The following is an 18,029-nucleotide window of genomic DNA, read 5'->3' as shown; positions in this document are numbered from 1 at the left end:
CGCCACTCCTCTTTTTCCGGTGGAGCAAGCTCCGGTGGAAAAAGAAGCGTTCGACTTGCATGTATTAGGCACGCCGCCAGCGTTCGTCCTGAGCCAGGATCAAACTCTCATAATAAAAGTTAGAACAATCTTTCGATTGTTAAGCTCAATTTGTTTGCTAGCATATTGCTTGCTTGTTAAAAATGTTTGTTGTCTTGAATCAATCAAGACGCCCTACACATTTGGTTTGTCTTACTTTGTTCAGGTTTCAAAGGTCTACTTGATCAAAATCCAAAGCAGTAACGCTTGAAGTTCAATCTCTGTTTGGCTGCCGTAGCAACTTTTATATCATATCAGAGAGACAAGCGATTGTCAACTCTTTTTTAAAAGTTTTTTTCGATCTCGCTCAGCGAAATCTTTCAGCAACTCATTTATCATAACTCGTTGTTTGTTATTTGTCAAGAACTTTTTTTGAAGTTTTTCTTGATGAAATCAAGCTTCATTCAATGTCCTTTTCAAACGACTTAGTTATCTTATCATGTAAGGATAAACATGTCAATAACTATTTTTATGTTTTTCCAAACATCATCTATTTATAAAATGTTCGGAACAACAGAAATGAATATATCATGTAAATTTTCACATGTCAATAAACTTTTTCATCATTTATTCCTATTTCACGGATACGTTTATTTCCCTACTATAAATAGAATAATATAGTGCCCTTCCCTTTTAGTTTACAAAACAAAAAAGAACACGTAACAAATGATTGCTAAGTGCTCTGTTTGTTTTGTTTTTTTAGAAAAGCTAAGTACGAATAGTGGCAAAATCAATTGTTCAATATGAGTTGTTCCATTAATTGTTCATTATAGCCGATGAATAAGACATCATCGATAATGATCAAAGGACGTCTCAGCAGCTCCTTATACTTTTGGCATAACAGAATCAATTGATATTTATCTATAGAAGTAAGGTCGACCTGAATCTTGTGAAAACCCTCAGACCAAGTGGCAAATAATTGTTCTGCTTGCACTTCTTCAAAGCTGCACAACTCTTCTGCTTCTTTGGCGCTTAGTTCTTTTTGTTCCAAATCAACAAATTGATAGGGCATCTTTTGTTTTTCCAACCATCTTTTGGCTTTCAAACTGGACACGCAATGTGCTGATCCATAGACTTTCACTTTCACGAGGTCCCTCTCTTTCTCTATGAATTCAAAATGTTGTTGTTTTGCAGATAAATCAAGTTTCGAGCGACACAACGGATTTCTCTTGGTACAAACGAACGAATCTCATCTTCATTGAACCCAATCAGGATTCTTTTTTCGTCGATTAAAATAGGGCGTCTCAATAATGAAGGGTATTGTTTGAATAAGACGATCATCTGTTTGAGCGTTAATTCATTAAAATCTATTCCAAGTTTCTCGTAAATTTTCGATCGAGTGGAAATAATATCTTGCACTCCCCCTTCAGTTGCTGCCAAAATCTTTTTAATTTCACTTTCTGTCAAAGGCTCTGCAAAAATATTCTTTTCTTCAAATTCAAGTTGATTCGCTTGCAACCATGCTCTTGCCTTTCTACAGGAGGTACAGCTAGGCGAAGTATATACTTTTATCATTTTCTCACTCCTTTTTAATTATAATCCCATTCTACCTCATTGCGCTTAAAAAGACCAATTATTAGCTAACAAAAAATAGAAAAAAGGTATACGTATCATTTTAAAAGTTATTTAAATTCACGAAAAAACCTTATTTATCAATAGTATGTATGTAGTATAGTCTTTTATTTAAAAAATATAAAAAAACAGATATTCATATATGTAATCAAAAAAAATCCGTATAGTACGATATAAATCGATGCCATACAGATTTTTCTTCTATTTAATTATTTGAGTTTTTTAATTTAACCCCTGTTTCTTTAATAAATCTCGAGGTCTTCAATTTCCTGCTTCCTTTTTCTTGGGGCACGCATAGATAAAGCCGATTTCTGGCTCTTGTCATCGCAACATAAAAAAGCCGACGTTCTTCTTCTACTGTTGTTACGGGCTCTGCTTTAATTTCGTTAGTTTTGACCGATTCTTTCTCAGTAGCGCCATTGTAAGGAAGTGTTCCTTCATTACAGCCGATCAAAAAAACATTGCGATAACTCAGTCCTTTACTTTTATGGATACTCTGAATGCATAATGCATCCAGTTTTCCTTGTCGATAAGCGATCAACCGCGTTTTCAACTGTTTGGCTATTGCTTGTGTTTCTTGACTAAATTCCAGCAACTTTTTAAGAGTTGGATGCTGTTTCACTTGCTCTGTCAACCATTCACGGTCACTTCGATCCATCTCTTTTGCGACTCTTGGAAGTTTCAAATAGCATTGGATCAAAGGATATACTTCTTTTTCCGGCTGCTTTTCTAAAGAATTCATTTCTGCAACTAGCTGGCGAAGATCCTTTTCCAATGATTTCATGCTTGGCTTCAGTTGCAGAATATAGCTTGCTATGTCTTTTGGACGAGCATTAGCTGAAAAATACTGGTCGCATTCTGCTTTCTTCAAGTAACAGTCAATCATCAGCTGACGCAGTAATAGCTGATAGGCCTGACTTTTCTTTTGGCTCGAGGAGGCAAAATGCCAGTTGGTCAGCTTCTGATAAAACTGAGAAAAAGGTTTGATGCCAAAAATCCCTTCATATGAACTATCTGCTTCCAGAACAAACGGGATCTCTGTTCGCAATAAGTTTTCTACCAACTGCTGTGTTTGTGCAAGTGACCGGTATAACACGATAGATTCTTTGTATTTTCCCTTTTGGTTAACAAAAGAACGGATTTGCCGGATAAGCCACTGACTCTCCGCTTTAGTATCTCGAAAGCGGAGGGCTTCCATTACGCCTGGTTCTTTTTGTGCCGGAATCATTGCCTTCGGGATACGGTCATTCTTATTGAAACTGATCAGCCGATTCGCACCTTGGACGATCGAAGCCCGAGAACGATAATTCGTCAAAAGGAATAATGTTTTAGTTGGATATTCTTTCTCGAAGTTCTTGATATATGCCGGCTCCGATCCACGGAAGCCGTAAATGCTTTGATCGTCATCTCCTACGACGATCAGTTTGATGCCTGTTTCTTTCGTGATAAGCTTGATGATTGCCCATTGCAGAGGATTCGTATCTTGAAATTCATCAATAAAAAGATAGTCGTATTTTTGTCCGATATATTGCCGGATTTCTTTATTTGCGAGCACTTGCTTCAAATTTTGGAGGATATCGTCAAATTCGAACAGCTGCTGTTCTTTTTTTTGCTCTTGTAATTCTGCGATCAAGTATCTCATTCTTTCAGAGATTGGCTGAGCCGGATTTTTTTCGATCGAGTCGAATTTTTCTTTGATCAGGGCAAGTATTTCATTTACTGAAAGATTCATGTTCTGCCAATAATCCAAGCGGGCTGCGATCGTCTTTTCTCCGTATTGGTCAAAAGAATAAAGATTGTATTTTCGGATCAGCTGTTGTAACAAGGTATTGATTTTCTGGCTGGTCTCATTAGAAAAAGCGCCTTGTATGTCTGGAATACCGATGTCTGGAAATTTACGGCAGATCTCACTATACAACCGAAAAAAAATACTGTGGAATGTGCCGATATGAACAGCTGTTTTTCTTTGGCTGAAATTATCTACACGTTTTTTCAATTCATTTGCGGCATTTCGTGTAAAAGTGATCATCAGGATCCGCTCTTCATCCACCTGTTTTTGTGTCATCAGATAGACTGCCTTTGCACAGATCGTCTGTGTTTTGCCACTTCCGGCACCTGCGATGATACGCAGATTTTTTTCCATATCATAAGTGATTGCCGCTTTTTGTTCGTTGTTGAACCGATTGTAGGAACGTTTTTCCATCATTTTGAAAAAGGTATCGTTCATGGGTTCTGTTTCTATCTGGTCTTCTTCAATCAAGCCTGGTGCTTCGCCATATGCTGCTTCATAACTTGCAATGATCTCTTCTTGCATACGGAAAATTTGCTGGAGCTTTTTATACTTTTTTTCCCAGTGTGCCAGCTCTTTTTGCAATCGAAGTATCTCCTTTTCATTCAATTGGTCGATCATCTTTCCCATCTTTCTTTTTTTATTTCTTTATGATTAGTTATTCTGTGGTATTTTTCTATATACTAACAGACCATGATTAAAATTCAACTAACGTTCCTCCACTATTCCCCCAGAAGTATTTCAAGAAAACCTATCTTTATTTTCAGAAAATTATGCTAAAATAAAAAAGATGACAAGTATAATTAATTGAAGGTGATGATACATATGCGTACTTCATTCCATGAAGATCGTACAGTTGGGCTTTTGCTGACGTTTATCGGCGGAGCCATGGACAGCTACACGTATATCCAGTACAATGCGTTTGCCTCAGCACAAACAGGCAATATCGTATTAGCAATCATTCAGGGATTTGATGGTGAATGGGTGAGTGTCGGAAAAAAAATACTCTCGACGCTGTTCTTTTTCCTAGGTATTTTACTGACAAAATACCTGATCGATTATTTCAAGAAAAAAGAGAAGCATTTCTGGCGGCTGTTCGTGCTGTATTATGAAGCACTTGTTTTTTTCCTGGTCAGCTTGGCGCCAATCCACGTGTATCCGGCATTGGTCACGATTCTGATTTCCTTTACCGCAGCTATTCAGTGGATCTCCTTTGATAAGATAAACGGGCGTGCCTACACGAATCTGTTTACTACAGGGAATCTGAAGGGTGTCGCTACGAATTTGTACGATTTTCTCATTTCGAAGGAAAAAGCCGATTTTGATCGATTTTTCCATTATTTGACGGTCGTGCTTTCATTTATCGCAGGAGCGGTCGTACTGGTCTTTTGCCATCATCTCTTTGGAGCAAGCTCTATTTTAGTCGTTTCTATTTTGTTCTTGCTTCTTGCACTGTTCCAAAGTTTCCAATTATGGCGTTTTTACAAAACAATCTAAAAGATAATATAATAAAACGGAGGACCTGTGACAGCTGTCATAGGCCCTCCCTTTATTTTTAAATTGACGACAGACGATGTTGGGTCGTGTGCTGTCATGGCTCATAAACAGTGTCCAAGCAGCAGACCTTCGACATGGACTCCGGACAAAGCGCTGCTTTCACAGCCTCTTACTTCGAAAAGATCCCTTTCGCTTTTGGCTGATCTGTGGTATAGCGAATCGCTCCAGCATCTGCTTCTTCAGACATTTGTTCTGCACGTGTTCTGATTTCCCGAACGATCTGTTCACCGCAGGCCGGATCGGCTACAAAATCATACGTGTCTCCGTCGATCACCATTTTGGGACATACATCGAAGTGTTCGAACCATTCTTCATATCGCCGATTCAGTTCTTTATAGTACGCAAACAATTCAGGATCTTGCTCCAATTGCTCGTAGTCCCGTCCTCTTTTTTTGATTCGTTCGAGCATCGTATCGAATGAGACCCGGATGTAGACTAGTAAATCCGGTTTCTTCTGAGGTGATATCTCTTCTAATTCCTTCAGCATCGTTTCTAGAAGTCCTTCGTATTGCTGTATCTCTACTTCAGAGACACGGCCAAGATCCGCATTCAGATGGAACAGCATACTGTCTTCATAGATCGAACGGTCCAGTACGTTATCATCGTGGCTAAATGCGTCTTTGATGGCTAAAAATCGTTTGTTCAAGAAAAAAATCTGTAATAAAAACGTATATTTTTCTGGATTCGAATAAAAAAGCGGCAGGACTTCATTGTCCTCGACATTTTCATAGAACGGCTTCGTTTCTAAATTCTGGGCAAGCATTTCCGTCAGTGTGCTTTTCCCTGCACCGATTGTTCCCGCAACAATAATCACATTATCGGCATCCTTCCTCTAATAAAATCTGTTTCTTATTCTACTACTCCTTTCCTGCAAATAAAAGCTTTTCTTCATTCATCTGTTTGTATAAAAAAGACAGACCGCCAAATGCCGATCTGTCTCATCACTTCATGTAAAATCTGAATATTATAGTTGATGGATCGCTTTTTTAACCAATCCCTTGCTCTTCTACTAACGCACCTGATTTTCGAACGATCAGCTGCCAGTGCAGATTATGCGCAGTATCATTGTCTACTGCCGCACATTTCATTACACGGATCATTACACTATTTTCGTAGATTTTTTCGATCATCCCTTTTACTGGTGATTCAAACAAATCTGATTTAAATGCATATGTTTCGCCTACTTCAAATAATTGTTCATTTTCCATAAGAATCCCTCCGTCGCCTTTTTCTAAGGTCAGTAAATTTTTAACACAGATTCAGGAGAAACGGACATTTATATCATAAAAAGTACTTTTCGAGTCAAAACCGTTGCATTTTTAGAAGTAAAACGTTCACAATAGAGATGTTTCTAGTGAAAAAATGACGATTTTGATGTCAAAACAACTTTTTATGAAGCAAAACGTCGCTTTGATTCATTTTGAATTACACTAAGAGCTGGAGGTACGTATTAGATGAAAAATAAAGTGGTCAATAAAATGCTGGATGTTTTATTCAGTGGAGAAATGTCTGAAGAAGATATGGTGTATATACAAGTGAAATTTGCTCTTGAAGTCTTAATGAATAACCTTGGAAAGTTAGCGATTGTTCTCGTGTTTTCTTTGGTAACAGGATCATGGGCTGAAACAAGTATCACCTTTCTTTCGTATATCTGCATCCGCAGATACGCGTACGGATTGCACTCCGATTCTGAATTCGTCTGCTTATTGTGGACACTGCTTTATTTGTGGGGCGTTCCTTTAGTAATGAAACATTTTCAAGTGACTATCTCCTTCCCCATGATGGTCGTATTGTTAGTCAGCTGCTTTTTATTATTGCTTCGCTATGGATCGAAAGGTACAGCGCTTAATCCCATTGAGCCGGAAAAACGTCCTGCGTTACTGAAAAAAGCAATCGGCATGTTTCTTTTATTTGCCCTTATCACTTTATTTTTCGCTGCTTCTTACTTTTCTACTTATTTGCTTCTCGGGATTGTTTTAGAAATAGCTACGTTGCTTCCTATCACAAACTACTTAATGAATATTGGAGGAATCTTTCATGAAAAAAACAATCGTTAAACAACTGACAAACCTATCTGACTTCTTTGTATCTGGCTGCTGCTTTGGTATGAGTTCTGAGTTCAAAATCCCTGAAAAATTAAAAAAATAATACGCTAATTGTGCTATAATTTGGAAAAACTCAATGGGAGCTGTACTTTATGTTTTTATGGTCTATAGCGTTGCAATACTTGATTTACACGAGTTGTGTATTACTCATTGATCACCGGGTACGAAAAAAGTATCTATTCGCTGCAACGATTCTGTTTTCTTGCTGGCTGATGGGTATCATTTACCCGTATTTGGGGATCTTTACTGCCTTATTTGCTATCGGAATGCTGATGCTTACTTTTTTCTTCTTTTCGACTTCGCGTCAACAGCTGATTTATGCATTTCCTTTTGGATTGCTGACATCGCTTTTAGGAGATCATTTGACGAGCATCGGCGATTTTTTTGTTTTGCAGTCAGATGTTATTGAGCCTGGTGATTCATTACAATATTTCCATCTTGCTTTATCTGCAGCATTGTCCTTATTATTAGCATTCGGGTTTAAAAAGTTATTGGATACTTGGTTTCATGCAGTAGATCGCCGCATGATTGGAACGATTGGTACTTTGGTATTGTTTACATACTACATCATTATTTTTTATACTCGTTTTTCTGGTGAAACGCCTGATATTTTAGCATTAAATACCAGTTTCTTTATACTTTATCTCTGTGTCGGCTTGATCATCTTAGTTTATTACTGGAAAATCTCCAATAAAAAGATGGCTGACAAACTGTTGGAACAGCAAGTGAAACTACAGCAGGATTACATCAAAGACCTTGAAAAGAATTATCAAGATCTGCGGGAATTCAAACATGATTACCAGAATCTGCTTTTTTCCTTACACAGCTATATTGCAGAAGGTGACCTTGAAGGCTTGCGTACGTATTATGACGAGAATGTTTTACCTACACGTGAAATGATGAATCATTTTCCAGCTAATCTGAGTTTACTGGATAACATGAAAGTACCTGAGATTCGAAGCTTGCTGTCTTTGAAGCTGATGATGGCACAGGAAAAAGGGCTGACTGTACAGCTGGTTTTCCCTCATGAGATCGATCTGGATACGAAACATACCGTGAATCTCGTGCGGATGCTCGGTATTATTTTGGACAACGCGATCGAAGGGGCAAGTGTCACGAAAAAGAAAAAAATAGAGTTGTCCCTGATGAAGAAAAACAGTTCAGTCATCATACGCGTGGTAAATACAACCATGAATCAGCTGCCATTGAGCCATTTGAAGCAAAAAGGCTTTTCGACGAAGCAAAACCCTAAAAATGAAGGACTTGGTCTATTCATACTAGATGAACTTACTAAAACGAATCCCTATCTGTTTCTTGAAACATCGATTGAAAACCAGCGATTCTCTCAAACGATTTATATACAGACAAAATAAAGGAGTAGTTCTATGATTCCCATTTATATTTGTGAAGATGATCCAAAGCAGTTAGAAGTCATATCTACTGTGATCAAGAATCGAATCATGATCGAAAACCTGGATAGTTATGTCCATATCGCCACCTCTGACCCGCTTGAACTTTTCGATGCCGCTAGAGTTCGTACCTCTTCTTTCGGCATTTATTTTCTAGATATCGAACTGAAGGACAGCGAATTGGATGGTGTGATGATTGGAAAACGGATCCGTGATCTGGACCCGTTGGGAAAAATCATTTATGTGACCTCGCATTCCGATTTATCCCTGACTATCTTAAAAAGCAATATCGAACCAACTGATTATATCATCAAAGAAGATCTCTTCGATCTGAAAGAGCGCGTAGAACAGATTTTGACGAAAATCTTTCATGATTTCCAAACTGCTCAGCTACAAAAAGATATTTTCAAAATCGAATTCAATGACGAGATCAAATTTTTGCCCATCAAGGATATCCAGTATTTTTCCACATCATCAGATACACCACATAAACTGGAGGTTCATCTGACACATGCGCAAATGCAATTTTATGAAAAAATCAAAGAGATCGAAAAAATGCACCGGAATTTTATCCGATGTCATAAATCATATGTCATCAATACGCAAAACGTCCGTGCAATCAACAAAAAAAGGCGTGAGATCACTTTAGCAAACGGCGAGATCATCCCTGCATCGATCCGTGGGTTAAAAAAGCTGATCTAGCAGCTTAAACAGAGGTTGTGACAGAAGTAGCTTCTTCGGAAAAAGGAGCTGCGACAAGACTTTTGTCACAGCTCCTGTTCTAATCGCTTGAATGTCCTTGTTACATCCATCCCTCAAAAACATCAGTTATCTTTCCTGATTTTTCCTTCTTCTGATCGCTACTAACGCATCTCCTAAATTCGACCAATCGACTGGTCTAGGCGGCGCTAACCAAACGATTTGTTTGATATTCGATGATTCATATAATTTCGTCGAATCACTTAAAATCAAATCAGTCTGACTGGAGACTGTATTCACCACTTGGATGTTGAAATTCGAAAAAAAGTGCAGATCTCTTTCAATGATCCGGTTGTAGTACTCCCCAAAAGAAAAATCAATACACACAGTTATTTCTTCATTCAGCATCGAGGTCGGTATCGATAAGGTCAGGATGAACAAATATTCTTTGAAGAGGAATTCCCGATTTTCTACGAGTATAGACAGTCCTCGTTTCTCTGCGTCTATCAAAAAAGTACGGCAAAATTCAAATATTTCGTAATTTGCTTCAAAAAAGTAGCTTACATCCATTTTTTTCGATAATTGCATTTGCTCGAGAAAAAAATAATTAATCTTAAAATGAAGTAAATCGATACTTGGTTTGATCGATTGGATCAGCTCTTCTTTCTTTTTTACAGACATTTGAAATTCTGTTCTGAAATAATCCAGGAATATACGTGTTAATTCCTCTACTTCTTGGCTTGCCGCAAATATCTTACTCAAAAGCTGCTTTGAATCAGGAATGATCTCTTCTACTAGCATGAATTCAGCTAACAAATGTCCCTCTGCTTGCTTATCGAAATGAGTTTCTGTCCATGACTGGATCAAACTGCACAACTCAGGAGAAGACTCTTCGATGATGTCCAGAAAATATTTTCTGTAGTGTGTATCTAATTTTGAATAATCGACTCCGCATTGCAATCCTCTCAGTACGGCGACGCACATATAATGCAGCAGGAGATACTCTTGGTGTTTCGTCATCCTTATTTTGCTATTTACGATTTTTTCAATGTACAACTGATTTTTTCGAAGAAGATCTTCTGAATACAGATCTGAGAAATCTGTCTCAAATATTTCTTTATAGAATTCTGTGAAAAACAAGCGGATCGTCTTCTCATCTCCGATCAATTGATATTTCTTACCGATCCGGACACCATAATGGATCAAAAATGTCTCAATCGTTTTCATTTTTTTATAGATTGCTGTATAGCTGGAAAAATGATCTTTTGCAAACCGATTGATCGATTTGAATTCCTGCTTGAACAGCAGCAAGATGATTTTCACCGAGAGCGATTCTCTCAATAAGTTCTTGATCAGAATATCGGAAGTCGCCCCTCCGTATTCTCTCAAAAAGATTTGGTGTTCTTCGATTTCGATCTTGAAAAAATCAGCTAACTGCTGCTTTTCGATATCATCGATCAAACCTTGAATCACTTTTTCCAGCACAAACTCAGAAAAACCAAGTTCTTTCATCAACGTTAATTTAGATTCTGCCAGCATCGGAGAATTTTCGAGATAACAAAATAAATCGATTTTCCTCCGATCTTCTTTTTCCAATAAATTTATCACATTCATGTCATCACTGCCTTCTCTTCAGGTACTTCACCAAAAAGTAAACTGCCGGTCAGCAAATAAGCGGTTTGACCAGTGGAAGTATGGCAAGTAGAGTGATCACCTCCAGAGCCTAATGGTTGTGCTGGCTCATTCAGATAAATATCGCTGGTGTCTGTAAAGAGATGATTATCCAGATAAATTTTTTTATGTCTTCGATCAGTTTCTTTTGTGGCAGACAGCTTTTTGTTGTTTTTTGCTTCTGTTTCCTTTGACTCAGTTCTCTTTGTCTTCGTTTCTGTATCCGTTGTTGTTGTAGTAACAGCCGGTTCATTTTCAGATGCCTCGTGCTCCGGTTCAAGTGGCTTCACGATAACGGTCGGATCTTCAGGATCATAAATTTTCACTGCCTGGACAGTGATCCCGCCAAAAGACAAAGAAAAAAACAAGGAGCTGTAAAGAATAAAATTTCGTTTTCGCATCATTCATCTTCCCTACGCTTTTTCTTCAAAATCAAGAAGAGGATCAAGAATAGAATCAAAAGGATTAAGAGAAGGAGCAGCATGTACAGCCATGAGTGATCTGGTTTTATGGTCACATCTTTTTGATTCAGTCTGCTTGCTGTTTCTCCGCTGATCGTGAAATCTTTTTCCAGTAGCCAATGATTGGTATATGTCTCTTTCTTTCGTGTATATGTCCCGTCATCCGCTCGATTCCCGTATACATCTAATTTGATATGATAGGTGCCAGCTTGCAGCTTTTTCCCGTTCAAATGAACTGGGAAGTCAAAATGGGTATTCGGAGCGATCTGCATTTCGTCTTTACTTATGGAATAGAGGGAATCCGTACTGCCTTTTTTTGTGATCGTTCCGTCTACAGCGACTTGATTGATGTAGGTAGCTTCACTGTTCTGGATTTTCGCGGAAATGACGTTTCGTGCATTGACCTGATCTGCCTTGACTGCTAATAAATTCAGTTTTGGTGCGACCGCCGTTTGATTTTCCCTCAACAGTAATGCAATGACATAAGAGTATTCATTCGTAATTGCCAAGCCATCGGATTTTTCATCCATCTTTTCTTCTTTCTTTTCTTTGAACGTCAATCCGCCTGCGATCAGCCCGTCGAATGCGTCATTCGGCATATGGACTTTTATGTTGACTGCTTGAGAAGAATGCGGGTCAAGCGTGACTTCCTCCGGGACCTCCACTATGTCGTTCAGTTTATATTTCAAGCTTTTATCAGGCGTGATCTCATTGGGACCATATTCAACTACCCCGTTCAAATTCGTGGTCGCATTATTCAACCCTATTTCTATCGTCACGTTCTCATTCGTATCATTTGTCAAATCGATCGTTAATTCTTGCGAAGCATTTCTAGCGAGTAGCAAATCGAAATAAGTTTTCGTCTTATCGATCTGGTTTTCTGGTATGACAGGTGTTACCGCAAAATTGAATTCATTGGCATCCACTGTTTGTTGACAAAAGAAGAGCATGCCTATCAAGCCAGCAATCAAGAGATATTTTTTTTGTTTCTTCATTCTTTTTGTCTCCTTTATAAATCAGAAAAGAGGAGCTGTGACAAACGTCTTGTCGCAGCTCATTTTTTTCGAATAAATGGTGTAGCATTCATGCTCTGTACGAGATGGATCAATTTCCCGGAACATCCGATAAAATCCAGCTTAAATGTGTCGTATACATCCCTTTATATTTCGTGGTGGAGCCAGGTACTGACAACTGAATGCTTTCTGGTGCATCTGCTTTTGTTTGTCCCCAGGTATTTAAATACGTACCTGCCCCTTCTCCTTGTTTGGCTGACATGATGACAGATGCGGTCCCCGGTACTAAATCGGTTTCTGTGCTTGAAGCAGGCGCGGGTGATTGGGCATTTGTAACAATTTGTCCTGCTTTTAAATGAATCTGTGCACCAGTTAATTCGCTGGTTCCATTTTTGAACTGAGCAGTTTGTGTCAATTGCAGCGTCCAGCCGGTTTCAAGTCCACGATTATCGGTTATTTGAACATAATTAGGACCTTCAGCAGGTGTCGTATCATATACTGGGTCGCCATTTTGATCGACAGAGATCTGCTTTAGATATTTTTGTGGAGCGACATTGTAAATCTGATCCTTCGAGGTGATCATTTGTTTGCCAAAATCTAAACTGGAAGCAAAATCGATGGACAAGGGACCTTGTGTTCCGGGATTCGGCCCATTCGGATCTGTCGGATCGATTGGCTCTACTGGTTCTCCAGGGTTTTCAGGATCTACTGGGTCTGTCGGATCGTCGGATGTCTCAAATTCAACCTGCCCGTTAGATACATAGTTGCCGCCATCTGCGGCGTAAGCGGCTACTGAAAAGAAGAAGCCTCCTGTTAACATTGCTGAACAAAATAATAATTGTATTTTTTTCATTGTTTCCTCCATACATAAAAATAGACTCTTTTTCTCTTAAGGGGTATTTTGCAGCTGCCATTCGATCGTCCCATTGAATTCTCCTGCTGCTTGTTTTTCTACCGGCACTTGCAGTTTTATTCCATCACTTGAGTCATTCCAATTATCCGAAACACTATAATCTCCATCTTGCACATTAGTATGATCCAAGACTTTGACAAAATTTGTGCCGATCTGGATGGACTGTTGATGATCTGTATAATACAAATCGTCCGCAAGGGAAATCGCGTGGTTCGTTAATGGTGCGACTTGTTTTACCGCTAAATGCCACTCTGTTTTAGCAGCACCCCGGGAGTCATTCACTATTAAATTCCCTGTAGGTTTTCCCCAGATCGTTTGGGTCTTTGCTGCTATTTTCTGTTTTCCAAAATCGATATCGTCTGGTACTTCTTTCAAAGTCAATGTGCCGTTAGCTACTTGGACAACGACTGTCTTCGCAGCATTCCCAGTTGTATCGGCAAAGCTGTAAACCACAGGAAACTGTTTAGGCAGCTGATCTGCTGTGACATTTTTGATTTCTGAAAATACAGCTGGTTCCATTAACGGCAGTTTTGCCGTCCCATCTGCCTGAATCACCACTGCTTGTGTATAGTTGTTGTCCAGCTCTTCTTCGTTGAGTAACTGATTTGCTTCTGTAAGTGTGAGCGTAGCATCCGATGCGAGTAAAGCGAACGGCCTATCTTTTGAAGGAAATACAGATGAATCAGCAACAACGATCAGATGAACAGTTTTCTTTGATTGCTGACTGGTCCCTGCTTGATAAGAAATCTGATGTACTTTATATCCTGGCGCGCGAATCGGCTCCTTGATGGCGGTCAAATCTGCATCATTTGTGACAGAAGGGACACCGGTCAAACCATTATAAGCAGAAACATCTTCTTTATCCATCAAACCTTTTGCTTCAGATTCTGTGATGATCGCATCATGGACCTCCCATTTGACCACATTGGTGAAATTCACCTTCACTTGATAGCTGTAAGTTAGATCCGGTACTTTCCATGTGACAATCTTCCCATCCTTTTGTTCTGAAAGAGTCGTGTCCTGACTATTTCTCTCGCTTGAATGGATCGTCCCTTGATAAAACCAAGAAGCACTTGGCTGATCGGGTGCAAAATCAAGCTGAGGTGAAACTGCAGCACCTTTTGGAATGACTAATCGTCCTTTAGAGACTTTCGTACCTGCGATCTCTGTCCCCCATACTTTTACAGGTAATGGTGTGTTGCCATTGATGACTTCCGACACATGATGCGAGATATAGCCCGTCCCTGTGTCCTCTGCCAATCCAGTTCCTATGACTTGATAATCAATGACCGATCCTTCAAGCATGATGCCGTAACCAGAAGAAGAGGTGCTTTGTTCGTTATCTCCGATGTACGTTTTTCCAGTAGCAGTCTCTTCGCCTTTGAAATTCATAGGTGTCAGATTTACGGCATTTTTTCCGTCCGGATCAATGGTCAAGACTTGGAACGCTTTATTGCTGCCGAACCAAGTACCGTTGCTGTCGACCATTTTTGTTTCGTCACTGGTTGTCGGTTTTTTCCAGTTCAGCCGGGTATCGTCATCTGCCATAACCACATCTGAGACATTGACCATTCCTTTTCCCGGGATCGATGTAAGATAAGCTTCTCCTGATAAGGAAAGTTTCCCTAATGAAAGAATACTGTTTTCTGACGTGACCCCAAGCTCTGCACCGTCTGTGATCGTCACGTCGCCAAATGTACTGTAGGTAGTACCGTGATTTGCGGCTGTAGCGCCATTTCCATTTACAATAGAGCCTCCTGCAGCCAGCAGTCTGGTTTGATGATCGATGTTTAGTTTCGTAAAATTCCTGATCCCGTCTTCTAGAATCTCAATGGGCTGTTCTGTTTCATATTCATCGCTGGTGACTTTTGTCCCAATATTGATGATCGATCCGTTCGTGCTTGCATTGACGATGTTATCTGTGAATGTATCTTCTTTTTTTCCGCCAGAGATCATGTTCAAGCTTTTCACACGCTGAATGTTCGTAGTGACATTCCGTAGAATATGCCCGCTGGAGATATTCGAGTATTGTGTCGCTGCTAATGACCCGATAGAAGAATCTGGTGCGTCGATATTCATGACGATACTGCCGGACTTCGTTTTATCCTGCAAAGTTCCCCCGTCGCCGTAAATCGTTGCACCATTCAAAACATCCGCACCGGAACCAGTATAGATATTCAACGTGATCTTGTTGTCTTCATTTGATCCCAGAGAAGTATTTCTTCCATCTGGTCTTCCGCCTGTGATCGAGATTCCTTTTGGCAGTTTGAACGGATTTCCTTCCCTCAAGTCGATCGTCAATTCTGCATCGCCAGTCAATGTTCCTAAATTGGTGATTCCTGCTGAAAAGCCTCGGATACCTCCTGCATGGCTAGGAAATCCTGAAAAATCCCCGCCTTTGACTAATACAGCTGCATTTCCTTCCACTGTATGAGCGGAAGAAGCGCCATATGAACCGCCAATAGGACAATTGATGACTCCTCCAGTGACTTGTGCAGAAGCATTACCGACGATTTTTTCATCATTCCATCCCCCACCGGAAAAGAAGAAATCTACTTCGCCGTTTTTCATGGCTGCACTTGTATCTCCATAAATGCGCTGTCCGTTATAGCCGCCGCCTTCTAAGGTATCCACTAATCCGTCATTCAATTCGATGGATGAACCGCCTTCGATGACACCAGAAAAACCGCCCCCATAAGTCCATCGCGCCAAAACATTATTTTCGATATTTTTTGTCTTGCCTTTGATATAAATACTCCAAGGCTCGCCTGGGTCTCCCCCGCCACCGACAATATCATAACTGTCTAGGTACGTACGTAAAGTAGAAGATGCGCCTGTGTTTGTCGAAGAAATGTAGCTCAAGTCACCATCCCAGATATGGCGGTTGACAGCTGTCCGAGAATAAACAAGTCCTTCCCCTCCAGCGCCGCCATTTGGATTCTCAGTTCCTACCGTAATCGTCGTATTTCCATCGATGTAACCACTGAATCCGGCTCCTCGCGTATAATCATCCTCTCCGACACCACCGCTCATCATACCACCTAGCAGATTTGTCGTTATATCGCCATAGACTTTGAATGTCGCATTCTGCTCTGCGAGACTCGCTCTTTGATCGGGTGTCATTTGGTCATAAGCTGTTTTATCAGAAGCACCAAGCTTACTTTGGCTCAAGCGATCGCCATTCGTACCCGTACCGCCAGAAACCGACTCAAATGAACCTTTGTTGTTGGTGCCGGCTTTTATCGTATTGTGGATAGATCCTGTGATCGTTCCTCTCAAGCGGTTTGCACCGACAAAATCAGCACTTCCTCCGCTGAATGAACTTGTATCTATGTCCGTTGTGATCGCCGTCTGGTCTCGGCTTGTCCCTACGTTTCCAGTTTCACTGCCACCGACGAATAAATCAGCATTTGAAGTCCAGCTCCCATTCCCTTTGATGTTATTCGTAATGGTCCCTGATACATTCCCAGAGAAACTGCCTCCATAGTAGTTATTCAGTTTCAATTGCGTAGCAGGATTCTGGACATCAACGGTCGTTTGGATATTCCCATTGACATTTCCATCGATTCCGCCACCATAGAGATTCGTTACTGTTCCGCTGGCATCATTGATCATGAGCGTTATGTCACCATTCAATGTCCCGCCTTCATTGTTTCCGCCATAAATATTCCATGTGCCATTACCTGTTGAGTTGACTGTTAAACTAGGTGATGCGTTCAAGTCAGCGTTTTTTGTCCCCATAAACAAATTGATCCCGCTACCGCCATAAGAACCGTGATCAAGTGTGAGATCATACCCATTTGCATAAATCGAGGCAGCATCATAGCTGATATTTCGAAATACTGTATTCGTTCCGAAAAACACGTCACTGCCGAAATTCAGATTTCTTGCATCTGCTGGAGAAGCAGTTGTTGTGTCAGCCGGATCAGAGACACTGCTTACCATAGTCAAAGTGATGTTTGGATCATTCAGTGTCGCGAAATTCATGGAACTGGCAGATGGTGCAGGAATCACTGTATTGTCTGTCACTGAGGTTCCTAGACTAAAATCTCCGCCGATATAAATGGTATAATCCTGCTTGTTCTGATAGATATCAAATAAAGCATTTTTCATCCCCGCTTCATTCGGATCATATGTTTTATATTCCGTTCCCCCATCAGGAGCTGGAAAAAGAGCTAGCTTTTTTTCATCTCCTGCTTGAAGCAGACCGGAAATCGAATGAGTCACAGGAGCAGATAGTCGATTCTGGTCCTTCTTTTCAGAAAGCTGCGCTTTTATTTCTGTCGTTTGTGTAAACAAAATTGTGCGCAATTCTTTTTCTGTATAAAGCTTTCCGTCAATCAGCCAGCCTTCAAAGCGTTCTGTTTCACCTAAGTCGACTTCAGGAAGCTGGGATTCTGAAAGACTGGCTCCAGCTGTTAGCTGTATTGTCTGTCTATCCTCACCATTTTCAAAGTGACTGCCTGATACTGTGAAAATCAGATCGATCATGTTTTTTTCAGATGGCTTTGTTTCTGCAATGGTTTCATCGCTTGTGCCCGTCTGCCTATCGACTGAAGCTGATTCTGCTGTTTCCTTGTTCACTGTATCCTTTGACCGTACTTCTGACTGACTGCTAGCTGACTGCTGTGTTTCGACAGAGGATTCCGTCTTGGTATCAGGACTTGGCGCTTCTACTGCAAAAACGGGTGAAGTACATAAGATCGTATTCATCAACAGCGTGACCATGATGGATAAAGAAATTATTTTTTTCATCTTATAA

Annotated in this window: 14 protein-coding genes and 1 rRNA gene; 4 read left to right on the top strand and 11 right to left on the bottom strand. The window is 40.2% G+C overall.

Going from position 1 to position 18,029, the window contains the following annotated elements; all coding sequences use genetic code 11:
- From G7Y42_RS08740 to G7Y42_RS08725, 4 genes are all read right to left on the bottom strand, one after another.
- Window positions 1-115 (bottom strand): 16S ribosomal RNA (locus G7Y42_RS08740); the annotation flags it as partial.
- A gap of 693 nt (window positions 116-808) precedes the next feature.
- The gene (locus G7Y42_RS08735; RefSeq protein ID WP_165005776.1) at window positions 809-1,165 is read right to left on the bottom strand and encodes a Spx/MgsR family RNA polymerase-binding regulatory protein; all 357 of its coding nucleotides are present in this window, start codon (window positions 1,163-1,165) and stop codon (window positions 809-811) included.
- Window positions 1,166-1,182: 17 nt separating this feature from the next.
- A complete protein-coding gene (locus tag G7Y42_RS08730) occupies window positions 1,183-1,593 on the bottom strand; it encodes a Spx/MgsR family RNA polymerase-binding regulatory protein (RefSeq protein ID WP_165005775.1) in 411 nt (136 codons plus the stop codon).
- Between the two features lie 262 nt (window positions 1,594-1,855).
- On the bottom strand, window positions 1,856-4,048 hold the full coding sequence (locus G7Y42_RS08725) for an ATP-dependent helicase (RefSeq protein WP_165037983.1): 2,193 nt from the start codon (window positions 4,046-4,048) through the stop codon (window positions 1,856-1,858).
- Between the two features lie 216 nt (window positions 4,049-4,264).
- Here G7Y42_RS08725 and G7Y42_RS08720 point away from each other — a divergent pair, with 216 nt between their 5' ends.
- Window positions 4,265-4,936: a YoaK family protein gene (locus G7Y42_RS08720; RefSeq protein WP_165037977.1), complete on the top strand. Its 672-nt coding sequence runs from the start codon at window positions 4,265-4,267 to the stop codon at window positions 4,934-4,936.
- Between the two features lie 169 nt (window positions 4,937-5,105).
- Here G7Y42_RS08720 and G7Y42_RS08715 read toward each other — a convergent pair whose 3' ends face one another.
- Together G7Y42_RS08715 and G7Y42_RS08710 are read right to left on the bottom strand one after the other, a co-directional pair.
- Window positions 5,106-5,810 (bottom strand): deoxynucleoside kinase, encoded by a 705-nt coding sequence (locus G7Y42_RS08715; RefSeq protein ID WP_165037975.1) that lies wholly within the window; start codon window positions 5,808-5,810, stop codon window positions 5,106-5,108.
- 172 nt (window positions 5,811-5,982) lie between these two features.
- Window positions 5,983-6,204: a hypothetical protein gene (locus G7Y42_RS08710; protein ID WP_165037973.1), complete on the bottom strand. Its 222-nt coding sequence runs from the start codon at window positions 6,202-6,204 to the stop codon at window positions 5,983-5,985.
- A 246-nt stretch (window positions 6,205-6,450) separates the two neighbouring features.
- Here G7Y42_RS08710 and G7Y42_RS08705 point away from each other — a divergent pair, with 246 nt between their 5' ends.
- The 3 genes from G7Y42_RS08705 (at window position 6,451) to G7Y42_RS08695 (ending at window position 9,212) form a co-directional block, all read left to right on the top strand.
- Entirely contained in the window at window positions 6,451-7,053 is a 603-nt protein-coding gene (locus tag G7Y42_RS08705; RefSeq protein WP_165037971.1) for an accessory gene regulator B family protein, read from the top strand.
- A gap of 140 nt (window positions 7,054-7,193) precedes the next feature.
- Window positions 7,194-8,474 carry a sensor histidine kinase gene (locus G7Y42_RS08700; protein ID WP_165037969.1) on the top strand — a complete coding sequence of 427 codons (1,281 nt, stop codon included), beginning with the start codon at window positions 7,194-7,196 and terminating at the stop codon, window positions 8,472-8,474.
- A 12-nt stretch (window positions 8,475-8,486) separates the two neighbouring features.
- The gene (locus tag G7Y42_RS08695; protein ID WP_165037966.1) at window positions 8,487-9,212 is read left to right on the top strand and encodes a LytTR family DNA-binding domain-containing protein; all 726 of its coding nucleotides are present in this window, start codon (window positions 8,487-8,489) and stop codon (window positions 9,210-9,212) included.
- Window positions 9,213-9,338: 126 nt separating this feature from the next.
- Here the strand turns inward: G7Y42_RS08695 and G7Y42_RS08690 are convergent, their stop codons facing one another.
- The 5 genes from G7Y42_RS08690 to G7Y42_RS08670 all read right to left on the bottom strand — a co-directional run bounded on the left by G7Y42_RS08690 (window position 9,339) and on the right by G7Y42_RS08670 (window position 18,022).
- Window positions 9,339-10,823 (bottom strand): helix-turn-helix domain-containing protein, encoded by a 1,485-nt coding sequence (locus G7Y42_RS08690; protein WP_165037963.1) that lies wholly within the window; start codon window positions 10,821-10,823, stop codon window positions 9,339-9,341.
- Entirely contained in the window at window positions 10,820-11,281 is a 462-nt protein-coding gene (locus tag G7Y42_RS08685; RefSeq protein ID WP_165037960.1) for a hypothetical protein, read from the bottom strand. The genes G7Y42_RS08690 and G7Y42_RS08685 overlap by 4 nt, the downstream gene beginning before the upstream one ends.
- Complete coding sequence (locus G7Y42_RS08680; protein ID WP_165037957.1) at window positions 11,281-12,336, bottom strand: DUF916 and DUF3324 domain-containing protein; 1,056 nt, start codon at window positions 12,334-12,336, stop codon at window positions 11,281-11,283. Before G7Y42_RS08680 ends, G7Y42_RS08685 begins: the two co-directional genes overlap by 1 nt.
- A 109-nt stretch (window positions 12,337-12,445) precedes the next feature.
- Window positions 12,446-13,207: a WxL domain-containing protein gene (locus G7Y42_RS08675; protein ID WP_165037955.1), complete on the bottom strand. Its 762-nt coding sequence runs from the start codon at window positions 13,205-13,207 to the stop codon at window positions 12,446-12,448.
- Window positions 13,208-13,243: 36 nt separating this feature from the next.
- Window positions 13,244-18,022, bottom strand: a complete 4,779-nt coding sequence (locus tag G7Y42_RS08670; RefSeq protein WP_165037953.1) for a hypothetical protein — start codon at window positions 18,020-18,022, stop codon at window positions 13,244-13,246.
- Window positions 18,023-18,029: the final 7 nt, after the last annotated feature.

The organism is Enterococcus sp. ZJ1622 (assembly GCF_011038845.1).
Taxonomy (GTDB): Bacteria; Bacillota; Bacilli; order Lactobacillales; family Enterococcaceae; genus Enterococcus_B.
The sequence above is the reverse complement of the archived record's forward strand: the minus strand, read 5'-3'. Positions and strand labels throughout refer to the sequence as shown.

Coding starts and splice junctions, on each gene's coding strand:
- G7Y42_RS08675 (WP_165037955.1), bottom strand. CDS start 13,207: ATGAAAAAAATACAATTATTATTTTGTTCAGCAATGTTAACAGGAGGC.
- G7Y42_RS08720 (WP_165037977.1), top strand. CDS start 4,265: ATGCGTACTTCATTCCATGAAGATCGTACAGTTGGGCTTTTGCTGACG.
- G7Y42_RS08705 (WP_165037971.1), top strand. CDS start 6,451: ATGAAAAATAAAGTGGTCAATAAAATGCTGGATGTTTTATTCAGTGGA.
- G7Y42_RS08700 (WP_165037969.1), top strand. CDS start 7,194: ATGTTTTTATGGTCTATAGCGTTGCAATACTTGATTTACACGAGTTGT.
- G7Y42_RS08730 (WP_165005775.1), bottom strand. CDS start 1,593: ATGATAAAAGTATATACTTCGCCTAGCTGTACCTCCTGTAGAAAGGCA.
- G7Y42_RS08710 (WP_165037973.1), bottom strand. CDS start 6,204: ATGGAAAATGAACAATTATTTGAAGTAGGCGAAACATATGCATTTAAA.
- G7Y42_RS08670 (WP_165037953.1), bottom strand. CDS start 18,022: ATGAAAAAAATAATTTCTTTATCCATCATGGTCACGCTGTTGATGAAT.
- G7Y42_RS08680 (WP_165037957.1), bottom strand. CDS start 12,336: ATGAAGAAACAAAAAAAATATCTCTTGATTGCTGGCTTGATAGGCATG.
- G7Y42_RS08690 (WP_165037963.1), bottom strand. CDS start 10,823: ATGAATGTGATAAATTTATTGGAAAAAGAAGATCGGAGGAAAATCGAT.
- G7Y42_RS08695 (WP_165037966.1), top strand. CDS start 8,487: ATGATTCCCATTTATATTTGTGAAGATGATCCAAAGCAGTTAGAAGTC.
- G7Y42_RS08685 (WP_165037960.1), bottom strand. CDS start 11,281: ATGCGAAAACGAAATTTTATTCTTTACAGCTCCTTGTTTTTTTCTTTG.